At 68.4% G+C, this 19,875-nt stretch carries 21 protein-coding genes; 15 read left to right on the top strand and 6 right to left on the bottom strand.

The annotated features are described in order from the left end of the window. Window positions 1-143 precede the first annotated feature (143 nt). The 8 genes from KV110_RS26840 to KV110_RS26805 all read left to right on the top strand — a co-directional run bounded on the left by KV110_RS26840 (window position 144) and on the right by KV110_RS26805 (window position 7,635). Complete coding sequence (locus KV110_RS26840) at window positions 144-1,361, top strand: AAA family ATPase (RefSeq protein ID WP_218470028.1); 1,218 nt, start codon at window positions 144-146, stop codon at window positions 1,359-1,361. Between the two features lie 26 nt (window positions 1,362-1,387). After that, entirely contained in the window at window positions 1,388-2,344 is a 957-nt protein-coding gene (locus KV110_RS26835; protein ID WP_218470027.1) for a DUF58 domain-containing protein, read from the top strand. Continuing rightward, on the top strand, window positions 2,341-3,342 hold the full coding sequence (locus KV110_RS26830; protein WP_218470026.1) for a VWA domain-containing protein: 1,002 nt from the start codon (window positions 2,341-2,343) through the stop codon (window positions 3,340-3,342). Before KV110_RS26835 ends, KV110_RS26830 begins: the two co-directional genes overlap by 4 nt. 280 nt (window positions 3,343-3,622) lie before the next feature. Next, entirely contained in the window at window positions 3,623-4,288 is a 666-nt protein-coding gene (locus KV110_RS26825; protein WP_246633999.1) for a molybdopterin-dependent oxidoreductase, read from the top strand. Window positions 4,289-4,346: 58 nt separating this feature from the next. Continuing rightward, window positions 4,347-5,069 (top strand): 3-oxoacyl-ACP reductase FabG1, encoded by a 723-nt coding sequence (fabG1, locus tag KV110_RS26820; protein WP_218470024.1) that lies wholly within the window; start codon window positions 4,347-4,349, stop codon window positions 5,067-5,069. 44 nt (window positions 5,070-5,113) lie between these two features. Next, window positions 5,114-5,950, top strand: a complete 837-nt coding sequence (inhA, locus tag KV110_RS26815) for an NADH-dependent enoyl-ACP reductase InhA (protein WP_218470023.1) — start codon at window positions 5,114-5,116, stop codon at window positions 5,948-5,950. Between the two features lie 15 nt (window positions 5,951-5,965). Then, on the top strand, window positions 5,966-7,027 hold the full coding sequence (locus KV110_RS26810; RefSeq protein WP_218470022.1) for a ferrochelatase: 1,062 nt from the start codon (window positions 5,966-5,968) through the stop codon (window positions 7,025-7,027). Window positions 7,028-7,098: 71 nt separating this feature from the next. Then, entirely contained in the window at window positions 7,099-7,635 is a 537-nt protein-coding gene (locus KV110_RS26805; protein WP_218470021.1) for a hypothetical protein, read from the top strand. A gap of 32 nt (window positions 7,636-7,667) precedes the next feature. Here the strand turns inward: KV110_RS26805 and KV110_RS41865 are convergent, their stop codons facing one another. The 3 genes from KV110_RS41865 to KV110_RS26790 all read right to left on the bottom strand — a co-directional run bounded on the left by KV110_RS41865 (window position 7,668) and on the right by KV110_RS26790 (window position 9,544). Beyond that, entirely contained in the window at window positions 7,668-7,814 is a 147-nt protein-coding gene (locus KV110_RS41865; protein ID WP_281427829.1) for a trypsin-like serine protease, read from the bottom strand. Then, window positions 7,811-8,626 (bottom strand): hypothetical protein, encoded by an 816-nt coding sequence (locus KV110_RS26795; protein WP_218470020.1) that lies wholly within the window; start codon window positions 8,624-8,626, stop codon window positions 7,811-7,813. Before KV110_RS26795 ends, KV110_RS41865 begins: the two co-directional genes overlap by 4 nt. Before the next feature lie 90 nt (window positions 8,627-8,716). Continuing rightward, a complete protein-coding gene (locus tag KV110_RS26790; protein ID WP_218470019.1) occupies window positions 8,717-9,544 on the bottom strand; it encodes a DUF3097 domain-containing protein in 828 nt (275 codons plus the stop codon). A gap of 141 nt (window positions 9,545-9,685) precedes the next feature. Between KV110_RS26790 and KV110_RS26785 the strand changes: the two genes are divergently transcribed. From KV110_RS26785 to KV110_RS26765, 5 genes are read left to right on the top strand one after another with little or no spacing between them, the layout of a single operon-like run. After that, window positions 9,686-10,117 carry an NfeD family protein gene (locus KV110_RS26785; RefSeq protein WP_218470018.1) on the top strand — a complete coding sequence of 144 codons (432 nt, stop codon included), beginning with the start codon at window positions 9,686-9,688 and terminating at the stop codon, window positions 10,115-10,117. Continuing rightward, on the top strand, window positions 10,117-11,409 hold the full coding sequence (locus KV110_RS26780) for an SPFH domain-containing protein (protein WP_218470017.1): 1,293 nt from the start codon (window positions 10,117-10,119) through the stop codon (window positions 11,407-11,409). Before KV110_RS26785 ends, KV110_RS26780 begins: the two co-directional genes overlap by 1 nt. 37 nt (window positions 11,410-11,446) lie before the next feature. Further along, window positions 11,447-12,745, top strand: coding sequence for an ABC transporter substrate-binding protein (locus KV110_RS26775; protein ID WP_246633998.1), 1,299 nt, complete (start codon window positions 11,447-11,449; stop codon window positions 12,743-12,745). After that, the gene (locus KV110_RS26770) at window positions 12,742-14,565 is read left to right on the top strand and encodes a hypothetical protein (protein WP_218470016.1); all 1,824 of its coding nucleotides are present in this window, start codon (window positions 12,742-12,744) and stop codon (window positions 14,563-14,565) included. The genes KV110_RS26775 and KV110_RS26770 overlap by 4 nt, the downstream gene beginning before the upstream one ends. Next, window positions 14,562-16,271 (top strand): tetratricopeptide repeat protein, encoded by a 1,710-nt coding sequence (locus KV110_RS26765; protein WP_218470015.1) that lies wholly within the window; start codon window positions 14,562-14,564, stop codon window positions 16,269-16,271. Before KV110_RS26770 ends, KV110_RS26765 begins: the two co-directional genes overlap by 4 nt. Here KV110_RS26765 and KV110_RS26760 read toward each other — a convergent pair. Continuing rightward, complete coding sequence (locus KV110_RS26760; protein WP_218470014.1) at window positions 16,268-16,675, bottom strand: DUF6463 family protein; 408 nt, start codon at window positions 16,673-16,675, stop codon at window positions 16,268-16,270. The genes KV110_RS26765 and KV110_RS26760 overlap by 4 nt on opposite strands. A gap of 70 nt (window positions 16,676-16,745) precedes the next feature. Here KV110_RS26760 and KV110_RS26755 point away from each other — a divergent pair, with 70 nt between their 5' ends. Next, on the top strand, window positions 16,746-17,378 hold the full coding sequence (locus KV110_RS26755; protein WP_218470013.1) for a TetR/AcrR family transcriptional regulator: 633 nt from the start codon (window positions 16,746-16,748) through the stop codon (window positions 17,376-17,378). A gap of 64 nt (window positions 17,379-17,442) precedes the next feature. Next, complete coding sequence (locus KV110_RS26750; protein ID WP_218470012.1) at window positions 17,443-18,120, top strand: O-methyltransferase; 678 nt, start codon at window positions 17,443-17,445, stop codon at window positions 18,118-18,120. 7 nt (window positions 18,121-18,127) lie between these two features. On the opposite strand, the gene KV110_RS26745 is transcribed toward KV110_RS26750, so the two are convergent. Then, on the bottom strand, window positions 18,128-19,126 hold the full coding sequence (locus KV110_RS26745) for a zinc-binding dehydrogenase (RefSeq protein WP_218470011.1): 999 nt from the start codon (window positions 19,124-19,126) through the stop codon (window positions 18,128-18,130). Between the two features lie 54 nt (window positions 19,127-19,180). Next, a complete protein-coding gene (locus tag KV110_RS26740) occupies window positions 19,181-19,861 on the bottom strand; it encodes a TetR/AcrR family transcriptional regulator (RefSeq protein WP_218470010.1) in 681 nt (226 codons plus the stop codon). Window positions 19,862-19,875: the final 14 nt, after the last annotated feature.

Here is a 19,875-nt window from a genome sequence, read left to right as displayed (position 1 = left end):
ACGGATGCCCGCCGAACCGACATACTTGCCCAACCGGACACCCGAACCGTCGAATTCCCTTCATGTCGGGTCCGGTTGCGGCACATACGGCCATTACCTGGAATAGTTGTGGCAGCACGCACAGGACCAAGGCGAAAGCGGGGATGTTGGTGACTTCGACAGATGGTGTGAGCGGGGCGAATTTGGCGAAAGATGCGCCTGCGCCCGTGGCGAGCACCCTGGAGCGTGACGTCCAGACCCTGGAGAAGGCGATCTACGAGGTCAAGCGGGTGATCGTCGGCCAGGACAGACTGGTCGAGCGGCTGCTCGTCGGTGTGTTGGCGCGCGGCCACGTGCTGCTCGAAGGCGTGCCGGGTATCGCGAAGACGCTGGCCGTCGAGACCTTCGCCAAGGTGGTCGGCGGCTCGTTCTCCCGGGTGCAGTTCACCCCGGACCTGGTGCCGACCGACCTGATCGGTACCCGCATCTACCGGCAGGGCCGCGAGGAATTCGACACCGAGCTCGGCCCGGTCGTCGCGAACTTCGTGCTCGCCGACGAGATCAACCGCGCGCCCGCGAAGGTGCAGTCGGCGCTGCTCGAGGTGATGGCCGAACGGCACGTCTCGATCGGCGGCAAGACCTACCCGATGCCGAATCCGTTCCTGGTCATGGCGACCCAGAACCCGATCGAGAGCGAGGGCGTGTACCCGCTGCCCGAGGCGCAGCGCGACCGCTTCCTGTTCAAGGTCGTCGTCGACTACCCCTCGGTCGAGGAGGAGCGCGAGATCATCTACCGGATGGGTGTCACCCCGCCGGAGGCGACGCGCATCCTGGAACCGGAGCAGGTTGTCCGGCTGCAGCAGGTTGCTGCCAATGTGTTCGTGCACCACGCGTTGGTCGACTACGTGGTCCGGGTGATCGCGGCGACCCGCAAGCCCGCCGACTTCGGCATGCAGGACGTGGCCAGCTGGATCGCCTACGGCGCCTCGCCGCGCGCCAGCCTCGGCATCATCGCCGCGGCCCGTGCCGTCGCGTTGATCCGCGGCCGCGATTACGTGGTGCCGCAGGACGTGGTCGAGGTGATCCCGGATGTGTTGCGCCACCGGCTCGTGCTGTCCTACGACGCACTCGCCGACGAGATCAGCCCGGAGGAAGTGATCAAGCGGGTGCTGCAGACCGTCGGCATGCCGCAGGTCGCCCCGCAGGCCGTCGCTTCGGGTGCACCCGCCGCGCCCGCCCTCGGCTCCGGTGCGCCGCAACAGGGTTCGGCCCCGCAGCAAGGTCCCGCGCAGCATCCGCAGCAACAGGGCGTTCCGCAGCCCGTGCCGCAGCCGCCGAACGGGCAGCAGTCCCAGCCCGCCGGCAACGTCCAGAACAAGTGACCGCGGCGCCGGAACCGCTTCCCCGAGTGGCCAGGTCTTCCCACGCTCCGCCGTCGTTCCAGGCGGGCGAGCTGACCGACCCGCGGCTGACCGCGGCGCTGAAAACGCTCGAGCTCACCGTGCGTCGCCGGCTCGACGGCGTGCTGCACGGTGACCACCTCGGTTTGATCCCCGGCCCCGGCTCCGAGCCGGGGGAGGCGCGCACCTATCAGCCGGGTGACGATGTGCGGCAGATGGATTGGTCGGTCACCGCCCGCACCACCCACCCGCACGTGCGGCAGATGATCGCCGATCGGGAGCTGGAAACCTGGATGGTCGTCGACCTGTCGGCGAGCCTCGACTTCGGCACCGCGTACTGCCAGAAGCGTGATCTCGCGATCGCCGCCGCGGCCGCCATCACCCATCTCACCAGCGGTGGCGGCAACCGGATCGGCGCGGTCGTCGCGACCGGCGAACAGCTGGTTCGGATACCCGCGCGCAGTGGGCGGGTGCACGCGCAGTCGCTGTTGCGCAGCATCGCGACCACGCCGCATGCCCGCGACGGTGTGCGCGGCGATCTACGCGGCGGCATCGAGTCGCTGCGCCGCCCGCAGCGCAAGCGCGGACTCGCGGTGATCGTCAGCGACTTCCTGGGTGACATCGACTGGCAGCGTTCGCTGCGCGCCATCTCGGCGCGGCACGACCTGCTCGCGGTGGAGGTGCTCGACCCGCGTGATCTGTCGCTGCCCGACGTCGGCGATGTCGTGCTGCACGATCCGGAGACCGGGCGCACCCGCGAATTCAGCGTGACCCCCACGCTGCGCGCCGATTTCGCGGCCGCCGCGCAGCGGCACCGGGAACAGGTCGAACAGGCTTTGCGTAGTTGCGGCGCGCCGGTGCTCACCCTGCGAACCGATCGGGACTGGATCGCCGATGTGGTCCGGTTCGTGTCCACTCGGCGCCACAGCTTCGGCGCCCCGACCGGGCGGGTGCCACGCCAGTGAGTATTTCGCATTTCACCGCGCAGATCTGGCTCGGCTTTCTTGCCATCATCGCCCTGATCGCGCTCGGCTACATTCTGGTGCAGCGCAGCAGGCACAAGCACATGCTGCGGTTCAGCAATATGGAGCTGCTGGAGAAGGTCGCTCCGGCGCGGCCGAGTCAGTTCCGGCACGTGCCCATCGCGCTCATGCTGGTCGGCCTGGTGTTCCTGACCGTTGCGGCGGCGGGGCCGACGGCGGTCAAGAAGGTGCCGCGCAACCGCGCCACCGTGATGTTGGTGATGGACGTGTCGCTCTCGATGGAGGCGACCGACGTGCCGCCGAGTCGGATCGAGGTCGCGAAGAAGGCCGGTAAGGAGTTCGTCGACGGTCTTCCGGTCGGCCTCAACATCGGGTTCGTCACCTTCGCGGGCACCGCCTCGGTGATGGTGACGCCGACAACGAACCATGAATCGGTCAAGGCGGCCATCGACAACGCGAAGCTCGCCGAGCGCACCGCAACGGGCGAGGGCATCATCACCGCGCTCCAGGCGATCGACACGCTCGCCTCGGTACTCGGCGGCGCCCAAGACCCGCCGCCCGCCCGAATCGTGCTGATGTCGGACGGAAAGCAGACCGTCCCGGCCTTCGACGACATGGACAACCCACGGCACGAGTACGTCGCCGCTCGACTCGCCAAGAACAAGAACATTCCGATATCGACGATTTCCTTCGGCACCAAATGGGGTGTCGTCGAGATTCCGCGCGAAGACGGCGGTCGCGATCAGGTGAAGGTGGAAGTCGACGACGAAGCGATGCAGGAAATCGCGCGACTGTCCGGCGGGGAGTTCTATACCGCCTCGTCACTGCAGGAGTTGACGAAGGTATACGACACGTTGCAGCAGCAGATCGGTTATGAGCTGACCAGAGGCGACGCCAGCCGCCCGTGGTTGCTGCTCGGATTGCTGCTGACCGCCGCGGGCGTCATCACCGGCCTGCTCTACCGCCAGCGGATCCCGTAGCCCGAAAGAGGTTGCGCGCCCGCCGTTTCGGCATGACCGAACGGCGGGCGGTTGCCGCGCCGGCCGGTTCGGTGTCGGCTGATCCGATGTGTGGCACGGCGGAGAAATGTGAGAATTGTCCGACTGTATCTGTTGCCACACTGGGCTGCACCGCCACCGTCCTACAGTGGTGTCCTAGCTGCTGACGATGCGTCCCGCCGTACGGAGACATCGGGTCCGCGGGTCCTGCGGGGCCGCTGATGCTCGACGCTCCGCACTGCGGCTCGAAGAAGGAGCGCACGTGACACTTCCCCCTGGCCAACGCGCCGTCGACGGATTCCCCCGGTTCGGCACCCATCTCCACCACCCACCTCCGCCTGTCCCCGCCGACCCGGTGATCGAGCTCGGCGGCGCCATGACCGAGGGCGTCACCCTGTCCTTGACCGAGCTCGCAGAGCTGCCGCGGCGAGAGCTCCGAGCCGACTTCCACTGTGTCGCCGGATGGTCGGCAACCGACCTGCTGTGGGAAGGAGTCGCGTTCGAGACCGTCTACCGCACGCGGGTCGAGCCATTGCTCGCGACGGGTGCGTCGATCAGCCATGTCGTCTTCGAAGGTCTCGACGGCCACCGGTCGATCGTGTTGCTCGAGGACGCCCGCGCCGAGGATGTGCTGATCGCAGACCGGCTCGACGGGCGACCGCTCGACAGCGACCACGGCGCTCCGGTGCGGCTGGTCAGCCCCGGCCAGTACGGCTTCGTCAGCACGAAGCACCTGTGCCGCATCGAATTCCATACCGCCGAACCGCCGGATCCGGAGCGCTGGTCGCCGCTCGCGGCGCACCGCAGGGCGCGGGTCTGGCAGGAGGAACGGCACCGCTATCTACCCGGCCGGTTGGTGCGGCCCTTCTACCGGGCGCTCATCGGGCCGATCCGCAAGCTGAGTGCCCGCGGCAGCCGCAAACGGTAGCGGGCGCGGGGGCCGGGCCGGTCGTGACCGACGGATCGGACCAGGTAGGTTGATGCCCATGTCGAACATCACATCCCGGTCCGTCCTGGTGACCGGCGGTAACCGTGGCATCGGTCTCGCAGTCGCACAACGCTTAGTCGCCGACGGTCACAAAGTGGCCGTCACGCATCGCGGTTCGGGCGCGCCGGACGGCATGCTCGGCGTGAAATGCGATGTGACGGACTCGGAGTCGGTGGACCGCGCGTTCGCCGAGGTCGAGGAGAAGCAAGGTGCGGTCGAGGTGCTCGTCGCCAACGCGGGCATCGTCGACAACACGCTGCTCATGCGGATGAGTGAAGAGCAGTTCACCCGAGTCATCGACGCCAATCTCACCGGCGCTTTCCGCTGTGCCAAGCGGGCCAACCGGTCGATGCTGCGCGCGAAATTCGGCCGCATCATCTTCCTCGGCTCGGTGGTCGGCCTCAAGGGCGGACCCGGGCAGGTCAACTACGCCGCCTCCAAGGCGGGCCTGGTCGGTATGGCGCGTTCGATCACCATGGAGATCGGTTCCCGCAACATCACCGCCAATGTCGTCGCGCCCGGCTTCATCGAAACCGACATGACGCGCGAAGAGGTCACCGAGGAAATGCGCGAGCTGGTGCTGAAGTACGGCATTCCGGCGAAGCGGATGGGCCAGCCGGAGGAGGTCGCCGCGGCGATCAGCTTCCTGGCCTCCGACGACGCGGGCTACATCTCCGGCGCCGTCATCCCGGTCGACGGCGGCCTCGGCATGGGCCACTAGTAACCTCCTTCCGACACCCTCGAATTCAGGAGAACCGAAAACCTATGGGCGGACTGCTCGAAGGCAAGACCATTCTGGTCACCGGCATCATCACCGACTCGTCGATCGCGTTCCACGCGGCCGCTGTCGCGCAGGAGCAGGGCGCGAAGGTGATCATCACCGGCATTCCGGAGCGGCTGCGGCTGATCGACCGGATCGCCAAGCGGCTGCCGCAAGAGGTCCCCCCGGCCATCCCGCTCGACGTCACCAACGAGGAAAACCTCGGTGAGCTCGCCGACAAGGTGCGCGAACTGGCGCCAGAGGGCGTCGACGGCGTGCTGCACTCGATCGCGTTCGCGCCGCGCACGCTGATGGGTCCGGAGGCGCGTCCGTTCCTCGACGGTCCCGGCCCCGACGCGGCCAAGGCGTTCGAGATTTCCGCCTGGAGCTACGCGTCGCTGGCCCGCGCCGTGCTGCCGGTGATGAACGAGCGTGGCTCGATCGTCGGCATGGACTTCGACCCGCGCACCGCGATGCCGTACTACAACTGGATGGGTGTGGCCAAGGCCGCGCTCGAGTCGGTCAACCGATACGTGGCGCGAGAAGTGGGCGCCGCCAAGAAGATTCGCTCGAACCTGATCGCCGCGGGCCCGATCAAGACGCTGGCCGCCAAGGCCATCGCGGGCACCGCGACCGACGACGCCGCCAAGCTCAACCAGCTCAACGAGTACTGGGACGGCGCGTCGCCGATCGGCTGGGATGTCGACGACCCGACGGTGGTCGCCAAGTCGATCGTCGCACTGCTGTCGGATTGGCTGCCCGGTACGACGGCGTCGATCATCTACGTCGACGGCGGGGCGAGCCACAACACCTGGTTCCCCGAGGGCATGTCGATCAACTGACGCGAGGAGGGCACTGTGGTTCGGGCTGCCGACGCACTTCTGCTGCTGTCCTTCGGCGGTCCGGAACGCCCCGAGGACGTGATGCCATTCCTGGAGAACGTCACTCGGGGTCGGGGAGTGCCGCGCGAACGCCTCGAGGCGGTCGCCGAGCACTACCTGCACTTCGGCGGCGTCTCGCCGATCAACGCGCTCAACCGGGACATCATCGCGGCGGTCGAGGCCGAATTGGCCGGTGCCGGAATCGATCTGCCGGTGTACTTCGGTAACCGGAATTGGGATCCGATGGTGGAGGATACCGTCGCGCGGATGGCCGCCGACGGTGTCCACTCCGCCCTGGTGTTCCCCACCTCGGCGTGGGGCGGCTACTCCGGGTGCCTGCAGTACCACGAGGACATCGCAAGGGCCCGTTCCGCTTTCGGCGACGGCGCACCGGACCTGGTGAAGCTGCGCCAGTACTTCGACCACCCCCTGTTGATCGAGGCCTTCGCCGACGCCATTCGGGCCGCCCGGCAAGCACTTCCGGCCGACCGTCGCGACGACGCCCGCCTCGTCTTCACCGCACACTCCATCCCGCTCTCCGCCGACACCAGCGCGGGCCCGCCCGCCGACGGCGGGCACCTGTACAGCCGTCAGGTCGCCGAGGCCGCCCGATTGGCCGCCGCGGCAACCGGTTTCACCGATTACGACGTCGTTTGGCAGTCTCGTTCCGGCCCACCGCAGGTGCCCTGGCTCGAGCCCGACATCGTCGACCACCTCGACGACCTCGCCGCCAAGAATGTCGAGGCCGTCGTCATCTGTCCCGTCGGCTTCGTCTCCGACCACCTCGAGGTGATCTGGGATCTGGACAACGAAGCGACGGAAAAAGCCGCCGAACTCGGCATGGCATTCGCCCGCGCCGCCACCCCCGGCACCGATCCTCGCTTCGCCCGGTTGGTCGTCGAACTCATCACCGAGCACCTCGCCGACCTCGAACCGCGCCGCCTCGGCGAGGTCCCGGGCTATGGCTGCACGCTCAACGGCACGCCGTGCGCCGTCGGTTGCTGTGCGCCGCCGCGGCGGGTCGCCGCCGAAAAGTGACGTGAATCGGGTTGCGCTAACATCTCATTCGCCTTCGGAGAAAGCCGAAGCGGGGTGAAAGATGAGATTCGATGACGTATACCGACATGCTGACAACCACCGGACTGCTGGATCCACAGCTCTGGTCCGACAATACGGTCTGGACGGCCGCGCTGGAGTCCAACGAAGCCAGGCGCCGAGGTAGCAAGGGGCGGGGAAAAGGCGGCGGGTGGATAGTCGGGTTGATCTGTATCGGGCTGGTCGTGGTCGGAATCGCGGTTCTCATCTGGGCCTCGGCCCGCAAGAAGCGAAACGCCAACCCGCAGGGACAGACGCAATTTCCGCAGCAGCACAACGGGCAACAGCCGTATCTGCCGCCGCAACCTTATGCCGGACAGCAGCCGTACCAGGGACAGCAACAGGCGTATCCGGCGCAGCAGCAACCGTATTCGCCGCAGCAGTCCTATCCCGGCCAGCAGCCGTATCCCGGACAGCACCAGGCGTATCCCGCCCAGCAGCAGTCATATGCGCCGCAACAGCAATACCAGCAGCCATATACGCCGCAGCAGCCGCATCCGGTGCAGCAGCAGTACCCGCAGCAGCAGTACCAGCCGCCTGCGCAGCACTGAACACGGAGGGCTGACGTACCGCTGTCCGTCGATCAGAACATGACGGCGGACAGCTTGGTATGAACACCCGGAAAGTTGGGGCGGGCAGCGTCTTTGCCCCACGAGGTGCGGCCGACCAATTCGACGTCGACGAGAAGTGGAGCGCCGCTGTCGAATTGGTCGGTGCTCGGGGTATTCAGGAAGTGCTTCGGGCCGCCGCGTGGATCGCCACCAGCCGAGCGGCGCGGATCGCGTCCCAGAGCGGACGCAGCAGCGATTCCTGGGCGCCGATCGCACTGGCCGAGGTGGGGGAGGAAGCCGGTTCCCGTTGCGCCACCGTGAGGATGGCGGCGACATGGTCGGCGGTATCGAGAATTCGCCTGGCGCGCAACGGGATCGAGTCCGGATAGTCGTGCCGCGAGTAGTCGGCCAGCTCGGCTTCGATGAGTTCCCTCGGGTCCGAGTCGGCCGAACCGACCGACGTCGTGTGCAGCCGCATCAGCGCGTCGGCGGCATCCCGGACCGCTTCGCGCATCGCGTATTCGGCCTCGCCGAGCGACATGTCCTGGCCCGGCGCCTGGGGAATCGGGGTGCTGTACACGGCCCACTGGAGCGTGTCGTCGTCGGTCCACTGCGGAATCAGGCCGGTGCCGTCCGTGCCGGGCACGCCGATGAGCAGACCCTCTTCCGCCTCGATCGCGTCGGCCGCGAAGGCGGTACCGGTGGGCAGGCCGCGCACGTCGCCCGGCACCGGAAGCACCAGCCGCAGCTGCGCGCCGGGCTGCGCCATGGTTTCCCGAATCACCTTGAGCAGCGCCATCATTCCGGTGCCCGGCAGGTTGCCGCGGGACGACCACGGCAGGTCGGTGCGGCCACCGGTCACCGGATCACCGGCGGCGATGGTGTGCGTGGGCGCCCACGCGTGCAGCGCCTCCAATACGTCGTCGGGCGCGCTACAGCCGGCCAGCCATGAGCCGGCCCACACCGTCAGCGTGGCACTAGGAGAGCACATAATTATCGAGCATAAAGGGTGACGGTTATTCGCGGGCATTCCCGCGAACGGCATTGCTGAGCAGCGGCGCGAGTCCGGCGCACGGACCTGCTATCGCGGTTCGGTCACGAAGTCGATGAGGCGTTCGACCGCCCCGATGAGCGGCGCCTCCAAGTCGCGGAAGGATTCGACCGCGCCGTACACCCGCCGCCAGCCGTCCTGCGGGGTGCCCCAGCCCAGCCGGTCGCAAACGCCGGTCTTCCAGTCCTCGCCGCGCGGTACCTGCGGCCAGGCGGAGATTCCGACGGCCGCCGGGCGCACCGCCTGCCAGACGTCGATGAACGGATGACCGGTGACCAGGACATTCGGGCCGAGCCCGGTGGTGAGCTGCGTCTCCTTGGATCCGGTGACCAGATGGTCGACCAGCACGCCGACGCGACGGCCGGGCCCCGGCGCGAAATCGGCGAGCCGCTCGGCCAGATTGTCCAAGCCCGCCAGATGTTCGACGACCACGCCCTCGACCCGAAGGTCGTGCCCCCAGACCCGCTCGACCAGTGCGGCATCGTGCACGCCCTCCACCCAGATCCGGCTGGTCCGCGCGACCCGGGCGCGTAGACCGTCGACCCGGGTCGAGCCGGACGCGGAACGAGTTTCCTTCTTCGGGGTGGCGGCCGTCGGCCGGATCAGCGTCACCGGTTCGCCGTCGATGAGGAACGCGGCCTCGCGCAGCGCGAACAGTCGCACCGCCCCGCGCGCGTCCTCCAGTTTCACGAACTCGCCGTCGTAACTGCGATCGAAACCCACGACGGCGCCGCAGAATCCGCTGGCCGCGTCCTCGACCACGAGGTCGCGTTCGGCCGTCACGCGCGGTACCGCCCGCTTTTTCGCCCGGGAGTGTCCGGTGAAGATGTCGCCGCCATAGCTGTCATGCCCGTTCACCCGCCTGAAGCTAGCACCGCCGCTGGCGATTTCGGTACAGCGGCGCGGCCGAGTCGCCGCGGGCGGATTCGTGATTCACCCGAGATCTACAGTCGCGTCAGTGCGGCCCGCGATCATGAACCGCACACTAGAGTGGTCGGCGTGGCCGCAATAGTTTGGCTGGTCGCGGGCATCTTGCTCGCGGCGGCGGAGATGCTCACCGGGGACCTCACACTGCTGATGCTCGGTGCCGCCGCGCTCGGTACCGCGGGCATCAGTGCCGTCGCGGGTACCTCGATCGTGCTGGACGCGATTGTTTTCGGGGTGCTGACGCTGGTGTTGTTTCTCGGTGTGCGCCCGCTGCTGCGGCGCCGCTTCGGAACTCCGCCGCCGATCCCGACGAACGTGGATGCCTTGCAGGGTAAGTCCGCGTTGGTGCTCGAGCAGGTCGCCGAGCACTCCGGCCAGGTGAAGCTGGATGGCGAGGTCTGGACCGCGCGGCCGATGGACGACTCCGAGGTGTATGAACCGGGAACGAAGGTGTATGTGATGAGGATCGAAGGCGCGACCGCCGTCGTTTGGAAGGGGCCGTAATGACTGTACTGATCGTTGCCGCTGTGCTCGTGCTGCTGGTCGTGGTGGTGGTCTTCAAGTCGATCGCGCTGGTACCGCAGGCGGAGGCGGCGGTGATCGAGCGGCTCGGGCGGTATTCGCGCACCGTCTCCGGTCAGCTGACATTCCTCGTCCCGTTCGCCGACCGCATCCGCGCCAAGGTGGATCTGCGCGAGCGGGTAGTGTCCTTCCCGCCGCAGCCGGTGATCACCGAGGACAACCTGACGCTGAACATCGACACCGTGGTGTATTTCCAGGTCACCAGCCCGCAGGCGGCGGTCTACGAGATCAGCAACTACATCGCCGCGGTCGAGCAGCTCACCGTTACCACGCTGCGCAACGTGGTCGGCGGCATGACCCTGGAACAGACGCTGACCTCGCGTGACCAGATCAACAGCCAACTGCGCGGCACGCTGGACGAGGCGACCGGCCGCTGGGGTCTGCGGGTGGCGCGGGTCGAGCTGAAGAGCATCGATCCGCCCGCGTCGATCCAGGAGTCGATGGAAAAGCAGATGAAGGCCGATCGCGAGAAGCGCGCGATGATCCTCACCGCGGAGGGCACTCGCGAATCGCAGATCAAGATGGCCGAAGGTGCCAAGCAGGCGCAGGTGCTGTCCGCCGAGGGCGCCAAGCAATCGGCGATTTTGGAGGCCGAAGGTGAGCGGCAGAGCCGTATCCTGCGCGCCCAAGGTGAGCGGGCCGCCTCGTATCTGCAGGCGCAGGGCCAGGCCAAGGCCATCGAAAAGGTCTTCGCCGCAATCAAGAACGGCAAGCCGACGCCGGAACTGCTTGCCTACCAATACATGCAGACGTTGCCGATGGTCGCCCGCGGTGACGCCAACAAAGTGTGGCTGGTGCCGAGCGATTTCGGTAAGGCCCTGGAGGGCTTCGCCACCAGCTTCGGCAGCAAGGGCGAGGACGGTGTCTTCCGCTACGAACCGCCCGCCGCCGACAGCGAACCGGCCAAGGTGGAGGACGACTCCGACGTGGCGGACTGGTTCGATACCGCTCCTGACCCCGCCATCGAACGTGCGGTCCGCGACGCCGAAGCGACCGCCCGCACGCCGGTGGAAGGCTTGATGACCCCACCGCCCACCTTGCCACGCCAGTCGTCGCCGCATCAGTCGGTGTTACCCGCGCAGGAGAAGGCTTTCCCGCCGCCGCAGGAGGAGGCACCGGAGCAGCAGCAACCTCCGCAGCAACAACAACCGCCCTACCGCCCCGACGACCCGCACGGACGGCCGTGGCAGCCGCCGGAGAACTTCTCGAAGTAAGCGGTCACTCGAAGTAGGCGTGGCGGCACGGGGGGATATGCGAACCAGGCGGGAACTGCTGCAAGTGGCCCTGGTGGGGCCGCTTGCCGCCGCCTGTGCCCCGGATCTGCTGCTCGGCAACCCCGGTGTGGTCCGAATCGGCGTGTCCTGGAGCGGATCCGAACTGGCGGCGTTCCGCGCGGTGCTCGCTCGCCTCGGCTACGACAACCGGCGGGTGGATGTCGTTCCGCTGGGCGACGAGATCGAGACCGCGTTCACCGCGGGTGGCCGTTCGGCACCCGATATCGTGATGCTGCCGCGGGCGGGCCGGGTGCGCGAGCTTGCCGAACAGCGCAAGCTGCGGCCGGTCGCCGAGACACTGTGGAAAGACGAGCTCGGCTGGCGCTATCCGGATGTCTGGCGGCAATTGTTGTGGCACAACGAAAAACCGTACGGAGTGCCGTTCAAGGCGGCGGACAAGTCGCTGGTCTGGTACGACCGGCAACTCGTCGAGCGGTACGGCCTCGGTGACCCGGGCCGGTGGACCATCGCCGACTGGGTGAAAAGCATGGAAGTGCTCGCCGAAACCCCGGTCAGGCTGCTCGCCTTGGGCGCGGCGGACGGCTGGGTATTGACCGACGTGTTCGAGAACGCGCTGCTCGCCCAGTCACCCCCGTTCTACGGCGAGGTGGCGGCCGCACGCGACGATCGGGCCTGGGATGACGCGGCCGTGCGGGCCGCCTTCGGTCACCTCGGTGCGCTGTGGGGACGTCGGCACGCGTTTCCCGGTGGCGTCGCCGCCGCGCTGACCCGCCAGTTCCCGGACGCGGTGCGCGAGGTATTCGAGCACCGGCGGGCGGTGATGGTCGTCGAGCCGGACTTCGCCGAGCCGATCGTGCGCGCCGCCGTGCGCCGGTCCGGACGGCGCACGCAGGACGTCGTCGGTGTCGCCGGGTTCCCGGCAGTCGATCAGCAGAAAGTTCCGCCGCGCATTGTCGGCGGTGACGTAATGGTGGTGACCGAGTCGGCGACCGATCGCGCCATGGAATTGGTTGCGGCACTTGCCACCCCGGCGGCGCCGCTGCCGTGGATCGAAGACTACGGCGGCTTCATCGCCCCGAATCTGCGGACGAACGCGCGGTATTCGGAACTGCTCGCACCGTCGGCGGACACGCTGTGGGAGCACAGCGCGTTCGATCTGTCCGATCGAATCGGTGCGGTCGGTGGTCGAAATGGGCTGTGGCGCATACTGACCGACTTCCTCACCACCATCGGGGACGGGGCGACCGAACGGCTGGACGACGCGACCGACCACGCGATCGCCGCCCTCGACGCGGTGGATCGGCGGCGGCGATGACGGGACCGCCCGCTTATCGGGCCCACGGGCTGGAGCTCGAACTCGCCACCCGCCGCATGCGCGGGCCACTGATCGCGGGCAGTCACCCGCGCCGGTGGATCGGCTGGGCCGCCGGGCTGCCCGCCACCGTGCTGACGGTGTCGCTGGTGGTCGTGCCGGTGGTGTGGACGGTGCTGATCGCGGTGCGGGCGCGGCCGTTGGTGGTGGCTTCGTGCGTGTTGGTCGCCTTCGGTGCCGTCGGTGTGACGCAACTTGTCCGGCACCGTCGGTACGGAGGGATTCGGCTGCTGCTGTGGCCGCCGCTGCTTGGCGTTGTCGTCGCTGGTCTGTGGCTGCTCGGTGCCGCGCTCGGCCGGGACGGGAGTTGGGCGTATCTGCGCACGCTGGTCTGGGTGCTGGTCGGGATGGTGCTGTTGCTGGCCGCGCTGGGGATCGCCTGGTGGGGGCGGGACTCGCGGTGGCTGTGGCGGCCGCTGATCGTGCCGTTCGGGATCTCGGCGGTGGTGTCCGGCGTCGCCTTCCGGCTGATCTTCCAATACCTCGGGGACCGGCTCGGCATCGACAGCGTCGGCGGTTACCGAGTGTGGTTCGCGGTCATGCTGGGTTCGGCGTTCCTGTGGACCTGGTTCGGCTTCGTCACCGGGCTGTTCCGGGCGGGCATCCGCGCCATCGAGACCGATCCGGTCCGCACCGGCCACCTGCATCATGACGACGGCCGCCCATTGGCATTGCGGCTCTACGAGTTACTGCGCCCGGTGGTGCTGATCGTCGGGCTGGCCGTCGGTGTGGCCGCCGCCAGGATTTTCGACGTGGTGTTGATCGGCGTGCCGGGTTCGATGCAGTACCAGATCGACAGTGCGACCGTGCACTGGTGGCGGTTGGCCGTCGACTCCGAGGTCGACGCGGGCGAGGCGGCGGCGTACGGGTTGCCACTCGCGGTGCTGGTCGGGTTCGTGGCGTGGCTGCTGCAGACCGATGTGCGCAGACACCGGACCAGTTGGTCCGCACCCGCCGAACCAGTCGAGATCGAGCCGAGGCAACGGTTCGGATTCCGTCGGGCGCTGGGGGTTTCAGCGGTGTCGGCGTTGGCGCTGGTCCCGATCGGCGTGCTGGTTCTGGCCTGCCTGCAAGACCGGGACGGCTTCGGTTTCGGCGCGATCGCCCGCGTGTGGCGGGATCCGGCATTGCTGCGGTCGCTGGAGACCTCCGCGTGGGTAGCGGGTCTGACCACCATCGTCGTGGTGGCCGCGGCGGTGCCGGTGGCGTATCGGCTCGCGGCACTCCGACCGAACCGGCCTGCCGCGAGCATCGCGGTGGTCTCGCTGGTGGTGCTTTCGGTGCTGCCGGTGCAGAGCTACCTGGGTCCGGTGAACACCTTCATCGACACTTATGGGTTGTCCGGCACCCGAATCCCGTTGATCCTGCTGCACGCGGCGGCCGGACTGCCGATCGCGATCCTGGTGCTACGCGGTGCCCTGCTTGCCGCGCCGGGCAGTTCGGCCGCCGACGCATTGCACGGGCTGGCCGGTCCCGGAACGATCGCGCGGCGCGTGCTGACCTCGGCGGGCCCGGCGCTCGGCGCGGTGGCGGTGCTCGAATTCATCCAGGTGTGGAACGATTTCGTGATCGGGCTGCTGATCAGCGGGGCGGGCGCGACCCCGTGGTCGCTGCTGCTGTGGGGCGAGGCACGCCAATTCAGCGAGAACTCGGCGCAATTGGCGGCCGGGTCGCTGATGTCGGCGATCCTTCCGGTGGCGTTGCTACTGGCGACCTGGCGGCGGTGGCTGGTACCCGGACTGACCGGTGGAGCTTTGCGATGAGCCATCCCGAGGAGCCGCGCGACGGCGCGGCTTCGACGCAGCCAGGAACGCCGAGATCGTCCATCTGGCAAGGGTTTCTGGGCACGGCGTCGGTGGTGGCCTACGCGCTGCTGTTCGAGCTGGCGCGCAACCTGGTGGTGAACTCGTTCGGCGAGAGCACCGCGGTCGAGGTGCTGGCGGAGACGTTGCGCTGGCTTTCGGTGCTCGTCGTCGCGGTGGCGGCGATGTATGTCGGGTACCGGTTCATCCTCCGGTATCGCGAAAGGGTCCGGACCGCAAGGGAACTCGAGCTGATCGCCGACCTCGTCGAGCCGGGCCCCCAGGTGCTCGCCCCGGCGGCGAACCCGTGTCCCCTGGCGCCGAGCAGTGATGATCGACTGAATGACGAGATGATCTGCGCGGTGTTGCGGGATCTGCCGGTACGCGAATTCGAAACGGCCGCGCTGCTCGCCGTCTTGACCGCCGCGCTCGACGCGCCGGCCCGGCTGCCGCTGGAGCAGGTTCCGCCGCAATCCACCGCGGCCGTGCTGCTCGCCGACTTGCGGCACCGGGGGATTGTGACTTTGGTTGGCGGGCAACGCTATTGCCTGCGCCGGGTGCCCAGGTTGCCGCGTCGCGCGGAGGTGATCGCGAAGCCCGAATGGCGGGCGGCGTCGACCGCGCTGGTGCACTACTACGCCGACCGTGCCACCCGCTGGGCGCTCGCGCTGGAATCGGTGCGCTTCGCCGCGGGCGCGCGGCTCTGGTTCGAGGCCGAGGAGCCGTATCTGCGCGAACTCGTCGCGGGCTGCGCGGCGCTCGGCGCGGACATCCCGGTCACTATGGTGCCGGATCTGGTGCGGATCGGTGATGCGCTGGACGGGTGGTACGCCCGAATCGGAATGGGGGAGAACGAGTCCGGCCTGGCCGCCGAGCTGTGCGGCGTGCACGGACTGGAAAACCTTGTGCTGCATCGGGATCTGGCATGGATGCGGGCGGAACGGTTGGGTGACCGGCCGCAGCGCTATCGGCCCCGCAATCTGTCCACCAGTCTGGCCGCCCGCTGGGAACACCGTGCGGCGCTGCGTCTGCTGGCCGCATCGCCCACCGATCTGCCCGCGGTGGCGGCCCGGTTGGCGGCGGCATGGTGGTTGCTGCCCCGCGAGGACGTGGCGGGCGAGGTGTGCGCGCTGATCAATCTCGCCGTCGTGCATATCCACCAGGGCAGGCTGGATGCCGCGCAGGACCGCCTGGAACTGGCCGAATCGTTGACCCGCACCGGTCGGGACCCGGACGGTCGCGCGCACATCCACGAGACCATGGGCATCGTCTGGTGGGCGCGCGGCGAGCCGCGTCGCGCGCTGCGCTGCTGGCAACAGGCGCTCACCGGCTACCGCACATTGGCCGACGACCTCGGCACCGCCCGCTGCCTGCGCCACCTCGGCTCCGCCATGGTCGTCGCCCCTGAACACGGCGGCACCCTGCTCGGCGCCGACCCACCGCTGACCCGCGCCGAGGTGCACCGCCAGGCCGGCGGCTGGCTCGCCGAGGCGCACCGCCTGCACCCCGCGCCCCGCTACGCGGAAAACTATGGGGTCGAAGCTCGTTCGGCGCTGAGTGCGGGCCGTCGCTGGAACGGAGTGCGCGGCTTCCTGCCCCGGCCGGACGGACCTGTCGTGCTCTACCGCTGGCCGCTGCCCGTCCGAGATCCCGCCGCATCGCGCTAACCAGCCCGCGGGACACTGACGGCCCCCGGAGCGGCGGCGGACCGTCGAGTGCCGACCAGGAGCAGGACGGCGGCGACCCCCGCCACCAGCCACGGGGCCGGTTCGAGGATCACGGCACCCACGCCGATCCAGGCGAGCAACGCCAAGGCCAAGAAGGCGGGCGGCACGATGTCGCGCCGGTCCATCCATTCGACCAGCAGGCCGATGAGTAGCAGCGGCAGACCGAAACTGCCCGGGCCCAACCAGAATGCGCCGACGGCCGGGCGCAGTTCGGTGACATCGGTGCCGTCGAACCACAGCTGGAACGACAGCCACTCGCCGATGTAGCGCGAGCTCAACAGTGTCCCGACAGCGAGGTGGAGGGCGCCGAGGAAGGCGAGGATGCGGCCGGACCAGGTGATCATGAGTTGCTCCGTGCTCCGTCTAGATACGAGACGGTTAGTTCCGATACTGATGGTCTCGTATGCTGCCAGCATGTCGACCGTCAAACAAGCCGGAGGACGTCCCCGCGAGAGTCGGGTGGATCACGCGCTCGCCGAGGCAGTCCGGGCGCTGCTGTCCGAGCACGGCTACGCGTCGCTCACCGTCGACGCCGTCGCCGCCCGCGCCGGAGTGAGCAAGGCGGCCATCTATCGGCGGTACGCGACCAAAGAGGAGATGACGTTCGCGGTGCTGGTCCACGATCTCCGCGAAGAACCGCCCGCGGACACCGGATCGTTGCGGGGTGACCTCACCGCGCTCGCCGCACGGATCGGCGACCAGATCGGCCGGTCCGCCGCCGACGTGATGACCGGGCTGCTCGCCGACGTCCGTGCCGACGCGGCGCTCGGTGCCCGCTTCGCCGCGACCTACCTCGCCGTCGAACGCTCCGTCATCGCCACCCTGCTGGATCGCGCCGTGACTCGTGGCGAACTGCCGGAGCGCCCGGACTCCCCGGTTGTGCACGCGCTGCTTCTGGGGCCGCTGTTCACCTGGCCGATCGTGCTCGGCGAGGATCCTGATCGCATACCGAAGCTCGCCCCCGTGGTTGCCCGGATCGTCGCCGACGCGCTGATCGCAGGCGCTCTGCCACCCGCCGCCCAGGACGGACTGTCGGGCGGCTCCTGATTGTGACGGAGGCTACCGATCGTGCAAGCCCGGTGGGGCGCGTCACGGTGGCAGACTTCCTGGTATGACAACAGCTGAATGGGCCGACGTGGACCGCTACATCGTGGACACGCTGGTGCAGGACGAGGAGACGGCGGCAGCGCTGGCGGCGAACGCCGCGGCGGAGTTGCCCGCGATCGATGTTTCACCGCCGCAAGGGAAGTTCCTCTATCTGCTCGCGCGGACCGCACGGGTGCGGCGGGTGTTGGAAATCGGCACTCTCGGCGGATACAGCACGATCTGGCTGGCTCGGGCGGTGGGCGAGAAGGGGCAGGTGGTCACCCTCGAATTCGAGCCGAAGCATGCCGAGGTCGCGCGCGGCAACCTCGACAGCGCGGGGGTGGGCGATCGCGTCGAGATCCGGGTCGGCGCGGCCCTCGACACACTGCCGGTGCTGGCCGGGGAAAGCCCCGACCCGTTCGACTTGGTGTTCATCGACGCCGACAAGGTCAACAACCCGAACTACGTCCAGTGGGCGCTGCGCCTCACCCGTCCGGGCTCGGTGATCATCGTCGACAATATCGTCCGCAACGGTGGTCTCGCCGACGCGACTTCCGACGATCCGGCCATCACCGCCAGCCGGGCAGTGCTCGAACTGCTCGCCGCCGAACCCACCCTGGACGCCACCGTCCTGCAGACCGTCGGCAACAAGGGTTGGGACGGCTTCGCCTACGCGGTAGTGAACGGCGACCCGACCGACTGACTCAATCTCATTCCGGAATCAGGACGACCTTGCCGATGGTGGCGCGGGTCTCCAGGGCCCGGTGGGCGGTGGCGGCTTCGGCCAGCGGGAAGCGTTGTACCGCGGGGCGGAGCCGACCGGCGGCGGCCTCGGCGAGCGAGCGGCTTTCGAGGACGCGGATGTCGCCGCCCGCGCGCTGGAGCATGGGTGGGCCGAGGACGAATTCTGAGGTGATGCCGCGGTCGGCCAGCTCCTCAGCGGAGAAGGTCAGGGCGGCCGCGTCTTTCGGACTCTGGCCGGATGCGCCGAAGACCAGGTGCTGTGCGCCCTTTCCTAGTAGATCGAGGGTGGCGCGGGCTGTTTCGCCGCCTACCGAGTCGAACAGGACAGTGGCGGCGCGGTCGCCGAGGAATTCGCGGACCTGATCGGGCCAGTCCGGGAGTAGGTAGTCGACGGCCAGGTCGGCGCCATTGCGTTGCACGAGTGCGACTTTCGCGGGGCCACCGGCGAGCCCGATCACGGTCGCGCCCGCGTTCTTCGCGAATTGCACCAGTAGCGTGCCGATTCCGCCCGCCGCGGCCGTCACGATCGCGACGCTGTCCGGGCCGAGCTCGGTGAACTGCAAGATGCCCATGGTGGTGCGGCCGGTGCCGATCATCGCCACCGCTTCGGCCGGTTCGAGATTCGCCGGAATCTCGTGCAGCCGAGCAACTTCGGTCACGGCCAGCTCGGCATAGCCGCCCGGCGCCATGCCGAGATGGGCCACCACCTGCTTGCCGACCCAGTCGGAATCGACGTCGGCACCGACCGCGTCGATGGTTCCGGCGACCTCACGACCCGGCACGGTGGGCAGCTCGGGAACCGGGTACGGCCCTGGCAGTCCCTTGCGGAGCGCGGTGTCGATGAGGTGAACGCCGGAGGCCGCCACGGTGATTCGCACCTGGCCCGGCCCCGGCGTCGGGTCGGGCAGGGTTTCGTAGCGCAGGTTTTCGGCCGGGCCGAAGGCATGAAGGCGAATCGCGTGCACGGTAGCTCCTCTTCGTGGTGTGGACGCCAACCACCGTGCGACATCAACTTAGGTTCAGGTCAAGTCGGCCTTCTGCTGCGCCCTGGCCTCGAACCCGTCGCAGAGCGCGGCCAAGCCCGCGTAGAGCAGGTCTTCCTGCGACAGGTCGTTGATCCCGCTGCCTTCCAGATCGGCGAGCGCGGGCGGCACCGGGAATTGTGATCTTCCTTTCAGCATCGTGCGCAGTCCGTTGTCACCCTCCGGGTTCATCCCCTTGCGTGCCATCAACGCGGCGCTGATGTGCGGCAGCGTCGCGCCGGAGATGTGGTTCCACACGGTGAACGCCATGGTCGTCGCCTCGCGCGTGGAGACATTCAGCTCGGAAAACCCCTCGACCATCCAGGCGAGGCAGGCCAGACTCTGCGGGCCGAAGCTGTAGCGCGGCGTGGCGAAGGTGAGGAGCACCCACGGATGTTGCTGGTAGAGCGCCCAATCGATCTCGGCGGCGATGCGGACCCGGTCGCGCCAGGTCCAGTGCTGACCCTCCGCCGACGGGTAGGGATTGCGCCGCGCCACCTCGTCGGTCATCGCGGCGAGCAGTTCGTCCTTGTTCGCGACGTGCCGGTACAGCGACATCGCGCCGACGCCCATCTTGTCCGCGATCCGCCGCATCGACAACGCATCGAGACCCTCCTCGTCGGCAAGCGCTATCGCGGTGTCGATGATGGCGGCTCGGTTGAGCTTGAGCTCAGTCATCCCATGACTCACTT

It is taken from the genome of Nocardia iowensis, assembly GCF_019222765.1.
Taxonomy (GTDB): domain Bacteria; phylum Actinomycetota; class Actinomycetes; order Mycobacteriales; family Mycobacteriaceae; genus Nocardia; species Nocardia iowensis.
The sequence above is the reverse complement of the archived record's forward strand: the minus strand, read 5'-3'. Positions and strand labels throughout refer to the sequence as shown.